Source organism: Streptomyces sp. SID1328 (genome assembly GCF_009865595.1).
GTDB lineage: Bacteria > Actinomycetota > Actinomycetes > Streptomycetales > Streptomycetaceae > Streptomyces > Streptomyces griseoluteus.
On the sequence record NZ_WWKH01000331.1, the window covers coordinates 1 to 5,424 of the forward strand.

Sequence of the window (5,424 nt, forward strand, 5' to 3'; positions counted from 1 at the left end):
CGACTCGGCCTCGGCACGCGAGGCGGACGCGTCCGCCGCGGCCTCGTCCCGCAGCCGCTCGGCCTCGGTCGCGGCCTGCTCCTGGAGCGCACGGATACGCTCGGCGGCCTCCGAGCGCAGCCGCTCGGCCTCCTCACCGGCCTCGCGCCGGATACGGGACGCCTCCTCGCGGGCCTCGGTCAGCGCCTGCTCGGCCGACTCAAGGCGCTCCTGCGCCTCGGTCTGCAGCCGGGTCAGCTCACCGGCGGCCTCCTCGCGGCGGGCCTCGGCGGCCTTCTCGGCCTCCTCGCGCAGCTCACGGGCGGCCTTCTCGGCGTCCGCGCCGACCGTCTCGGCCCGCTCCTCGGCCTCGGCCTTGAGCCGCTCGGCCTCCTTGCGGGTGCGCTCCAGCGTCTCCTCGGCCTGCCGGCGCAGCGCGGTCGCGCGCTCGATGGCCTCGGTGCGGACCTTCTCGCTGTCGGTGGTGGCGGTCTTGCGCAGCTCGTCCGCGTCCGCCTTGGCCTTGGCGAGGAGCTCCTCGGCGGACTTGGCCGCCTCCTCGATCTGGGTGACCGCCTCCCGCCGGGCCTCGGCACGGATGGAGTCGCCCTCGGTGACCGCGTCGGCGCGCAGCTGCTCGGCCTCGCCGCGCAGACGCCGGGCCTCCTCCTGCAGCTCGACCGTCTTGGCCCGGTACTCCTTGGTGTCGTCCTTCGCCGTGCCCTTGAGCTGCTCGGCGATGTCGTGCGCCTCGGCGCGCAGCCGGTCCGCCTCCGCCTCGGCCTCCGAGCGGATGCGCTCGGCCTCCTCGGTGGCGGCCTTGGTGGTCCTGCGGGCGTCCTCGGCGGCCTTGTTCAGGACCTCCTCGGCCGTCCGGGCCGCCTTGGAGAGCTGGCTCGCGGTCTCCTCGGCGGTGGCGCTGCGGGCGTTCTCCCCGGCCTCGGCGAGGATCTTCTCCGCCTCGGCACGGGCGTCCGCGACGAGCTGCTCGGCCTCCGCCTTGGTGGTCTCGGCCTCCTTGGTGGCCTCGCTGACCAGCCGGGCGACCTGCTCCTTGGCGGTGCGCGTCCGGGTCTCGTTGGCGGCCTCGGCGCCTGCCAGCGCCTTGGCGGCGGCCTCCTTCGCCTCGGTGACCAGCTTTTCCGCCTCGGACCGGGCGCTGCGCAGCGCGCGCTCGGCCTCCGCCATCCGCTCCTCGGCGGTGCGGCTCAGCTCGGCGGCCTGCCGGCGCGCGGCGTCCGACTCGCTGGCGGTGGAGGTACGGAGCTGCTCGGCGTGGTCGGTGGCCTCCTGCGCCTGCGAGGAGGCGGCGTTCAGCAGCCGCTCGGCGTCGGTGCGGGCCCGGCGCAGGATCTGCTCGGCCTCGGCACGGGCCGCCTCCGCGTCGGTGCGCAGCCGCTCACGGGCCTCGTGGGTCAGCCGCTCGGCCTCCGCGCGGGCGGCGGCCATGGCCTGCTCGGCCTCGGCGCGCGACTCGTCCAGCAGCCGGCGGGCCTGCTGCTCGGTACGGGCGCGGAGCTGCTCGGCCCAGGCCACGTTCTCGTTGACGTGGGACTCGACGGTCTGGCGGCGCTCGGCCAGCTCCTGGTCGAGCTGCTGGCGGCGGGTGACCGCCTCCTGGTGCAGCTCCGCCTGGAGCCGGGCGGAGTGCTCGGCGTGCTCCTGGAGGATGCGCTGGGTCTGCGCGCGGGCCTGGCTCAGCTCGCGCTCGGCGTCCTGCCGCAACTGGTCGGCCTGCACCTGGGCGTTGCGGAGCAACTGCTCGGCCTGGTAGCCGATGTCACCGCCGTCGTAGGCGGGACGGGTCATCAGGGTGCGGCGCGCCTCGTGCAGCTTGGCGCGCAGCACCTCGACCTGGTAGCCGAGGTCCTCGGCGTGCTGGATCGCCTTTTCCCGCTCGGTCTTCAGCCGCTTCATCTCGGCCTCGAACCGAGAGAGGTGGTCGACGTCAGCCGCCGGCTCTCGCTCCTGGCTCTCGTAGCCCCGCACTGCGCGGTCCCATCCGTCCCCTGGTGAATTACTCCGACGAGCACCGTCCATCCGCCGGACGGGGCCCTCCGGGGAATGGTGTCAGATCAACGGCGGAGCACGGGCTGCTGCCCCGACGCTCGTCCCCCGAAACCCGGACCCCGGCATCGGTCGTCCCCCGTGTTCGGGGACGACCGCCCCCAACCCTACCGGCCCTTATGTACGAGAGTCAGTGCTCAGGTGACTCAACTGCCGCCGAAGTGACCAGTTCTGTCAGGACTCCATGGCAATCCTTGGGGTGCAGGAAGGTGATCCGGGACCCCATGGAACCGACTCGGGGCTCGTCGTACAGCACCCGTACGCCCTTGTCGCGGATGTCGGCGGCGTCCGCGTCCACGTCCGCGGTGCCGAAGGCGATGTGGTGGACACCCTCGCCGTTCTTGGCCAGCCACTTGCCGACCGCGGAGTCCTCCCGCGTCGGCTCCAGCAGCTGGAGGTAGGAGGCGCCGCCGTCCGAGGTCTCGTTGATCTTGAGCATGGCCTCCCGGACGCCCTGCTCCTCGTTCACCTCGGTGTGGAACACCTCGAAGCCGTAGGTCGTCCGGTAGAACTCGACAGTGGTGTCGAGGTCGTGGCAGGCGATCCCGATGTGGTCGATTCGCGTCAGCATGGTTTCAGTGCAGCGCTCCGGCGGTGGTTACGCAACGTGCGCGCGATCACACCGTAAGGGCGATGACGGGCTCCGGTACCGGTCAGTACATTCGAAGTAAACCCTCGTTCACTCCTCGGCTGTGCAGGCCGGTAAGGGGATCGCAGCTCATGTCTTCTGGAAAGACCACCTCTGTGATCGTCGCGGGCGCGCGGACGCCCATGGGACGGTTGCTCGGTTCGCTGAAGTCCTTCTCGGGTGCCGACCTGGGCGGCTTCGCCATCAAGGCGGCCCTCGACCGCGCCGGGATCAGCGGCGACCAGGTCCAGTACGTGATCATGGGCCAGGTACTCCAAGCGGGTGCCGGCCAGATCCCGGCCCGCCAGGCGGCGGTCAAGGCCGGCATCCCGATGAACGTGCCGGCGCTCACGGTCAACAAGGTCTGCCTCTCCGGCCTCGACGCGATCGCGCTGGCCGACCAGCTCATCCGCGCGGGTGAGTTCGACATCGTGGTCGCGGGCGGCCAGGAGTCGATGACCAACGCCCCGCACCTGCTGCCGAAGTCCCGCGAGGGCTTCAAGTACGGCGCGATCGAGATGCTGGACTCGATGGCCCACGACGGGCTGACCGACTCCTTCGAGAACATCGCCATGGGCGAGTCCACGGAGAAGCACAACACCCGCCTCGGCATCGGCCGGGCCGCGCAGGACGAGATCGCCGCGCTGTCCCACCAGCGGGCCGCCGCCGCGCAGAAGAACGGCCTGTTCGAGGCCGAGATCACCCCGGTGGAGATCCCGCAGCGCAAGGGCGACCCGGTGCTGTTCAGCAAGGACGAGGGCATCCGCGGTGACACCACCGCCGAGTCGCTCGGCCGGCTCCGGCCCGCCTTCACCAAGGACGGCACCATCACCGCCGGGTCCTCCTCGCAGATCTCCGACGGCGCCGCCGCGGTGGTCGTGATGAGCAAGGCCAAGGCCGAGGAGCTGGGCCTGGAGTGGCTCGCGGAGATCGGCGCACACGGCAACGTCGCCGGGCCGGACAACTCCCTGCAGTCGCAGCCGTCCAACGCCATCCGGCACGCGCTCGGCAAGGAGGGGCTCGAGGTCTCCGACCTGGACCTCATCGAGATCAACGAGGCGTTCGCGGCGGTCGCCGTGCAGTCAATGGACGACCTCGGGGTGTCCACGGAAAAGGTGAACGTCAACGGCGGTGCCATCGCCCTCGGCCACCCGATCGGCATGTCCGGCGCCCGGCTGGTGCTGCACCTGGCGCTGGAGCTCAAGCGCCGGGGCGGCGGGGTCGGCGCGGCCGCGCTGTGCGGTGGCGGTGGCCAGGGTGACGCGCTGATCGTGCGGGTACCCAAGGGCTGAGATCTGCTTTTCCGGCGGTGTGCGCGAGCGGTGCGAGTGAACGGAGCTGTTTGATGCGGGACGTCTCCTCTCTGGTGGCCGAGGCCAGGGAAGGCCGGCCTCGGGCCGTGGCCCGGCTGATCTCCCTGGTCGAGGGGGCGTCCCCGCAGCTGAGGGAGGTGATGGCGGCACTGGCCCCGCTCACGGGCAACGCGTATGTGGTCGGTCTGACCGGCTCGCCCGGCGTCGGCAAGTCCACCTCCACCTCCGCGCTGGTCACCGCGTACCGCAAGCAGGGCAAACGGGTCGGCGTGCTCGCCGTCGACCCGTCCTCGCCGTTCTCCGGGGGCGCGCTGCTCGGGGACCGGGTCCGGATGTCCGACCACGCCTCCGACCCCGGCGTCTACATCCGCTCCATGGCCACGCGAGGCCACCTGGGCGGGCTCGCGTGGGCCGCGCCGCAGGCGATCCGGGTGCTGGACGCGGCCGGCTGCGACGTGGTCCTGGTCGAGACGGTCGGCGTCGGCCAGTCCGAAGTGGAGATCGCCTCCCAGGCCGACACCAGCGTGGTCCTGCTGGCGCCCGGCATGGGCGACGGCATCCAGGCGGCCAAGGCCGGAATCCTGGAGATCGGCGACGTCTACGTCGTCAACAAGGCCGACCGGGACGGCGCCGACGCCACCGCCCGCGAGCTGAACCACATGCTCGGCCTCGGCGAGTCCCGTGGCCCCGGCGACTGGCGCCCCCCGATCGTCAAGACCGTCGCCGCCCGTGCGGAAGGCATCGACGAGGTCGTAGAAGCCCTGGAGAAGCACCGCGCCTGGATGGAGGAACACTCCGTCCTCACCGAACGCCGCCGAGCCCGGGCGGCCCGCGAGGTGGAGACCATCGCGGTCACCGCCCTCCGGGAACGCATCGGCGACCTCCACGGCGACCGCCGCCTCTCCGCCCTCGCGGACCGCATCGTCACCGGCACCCTGGACCCGTACCGAGCGGCGGACGAACTGGTCGAGGGACTTACCCGGGGCTGAGCTCCCCTGCTAGCTTGACCGGCATGTTCCTCCTCATGGCATAGAGCGCACCCTTCGCGCCCGCGTGGCCGTCCGGCTCCTCGCCGGGGTCCGGCGCGGCGCACCGGTGCCCTCGTCCCGCCTCCCGTGAGGAACCCCGCGCATGTCCGCGCCCGCTTCCGCGCGCCCCGCCGCGCCGTCCTACGCCGCCGTCCTCCGCGTCCCGCACGCCCGCCGCACCTTCGCCACCGCCCTGGTGGGCCGGCTGTCCTACGGCACGGTCCCGCTGTCCCTGCTGCTCGCCACCCAGCGGGCCACGGGCTCGTACGCGGCCTCAGGCGCGGTGCTCTCCCTGTACGGCGCCGCCGTGGTCTTCCTGACCCCGGCCCGCGCCGTGCTGGTGGACCGGCACGGCGCCCGGCGCGCCCTGCTGCCGCTGGCCGCCGCCCACGGGGGACTGCTCTGCGTG

Annotated in this window: 4 protein-coding genes and 1 pseudogene; 3 read left to right on the forward strand and 2 right to left on the reverse strand. The window is 72.5% G+C overall.

Going from position 1 to position 5,424, the window contains the following annotated elements:
- Together scy and mce are read right to left on the reverse strand one after the other, a co-directional pair.
- Positions 1-1,968: polarized growth protein Scy (scy, locus tag GT030_RS09800; RefSeq protein ID WP_346009604.1), on the reverse strand; the 1,968-nt coding region annotated here is incomplete at its 3' end.
- A gap of 208 nt (positions 1,969-2,176) precedes the next feature.
- Entirely contained in the window at positions 2,177-2,617 is a 441-nt protein-coding gene (gene mce / locus GT030_RS09805; RefSeq protein WP_086694978.1) for a methylmalonyl-CoA epimerase, read from the reverse strand.
- Positions 2,618-2,766: 149 nt separating this feature from the next.
- Here mce and GT030_RS09810 point away from each other — a divergent pair, with 149 nt between their 5' ends.
- The 3 genes and pseudogenes from GT030_RS09810 to GT030_RS09820 all read left to right on the forward strand — a co-directional run.
- Positions 2,767-3,966 (forward strand): acetyl-CoA C-acetyltransferase, encoded by a 1,200-nt coding sequence (locus tag GT030_RS09810; RefSeq protein WP_202459913.1) that lies wholly within the window; start codon positions 2,767-2,769, stop codon positions 3,964-3,966.
- Positions 3,967-4,019: 53 nt separating this feature from the next.
- Positions 4,020-4,976: a methylmalonyl Co-A mutase-associated GTPase MeaB gene (meaB, locus tag GT030_RS09815; RefSeq protein WP_161200765.1), complete on the forward strand. Its 957-nt coding sequence runs from the start codon at positions 4,020-4,022 to the stop codon at positions 4,974-4,976.
- Between the two features lie 142 nt (positions 4,977-5,118).
- Positions 5,119-5,424, forward strand: a pseudogene (locus GT030_RS09820) (MFS transporter); the annotation flags it as partial.

Coding starts and splice junctions, on each gene's coding strand:
- mce (WP_086694978.1), bottom strand. CDS start 2,617: ATGCTGACGCGAATCGACCACATCGGGATCGCCTGCCACGACCTCGAC.
- GT030_RS09810 (WP_202459913.1), top strand. CDS start 2,767: ATGTCTTCTGGAAAGACCACCTCTGTGATCGTCGCGGGCGCGCGGACG.
- meaB (WP_161200765.1), top strand. CDS start 4,020: ATGCGGGACGTCTCCTCTCTGGTGGCCGAGGCCAGGGAAGGCCGGCCT.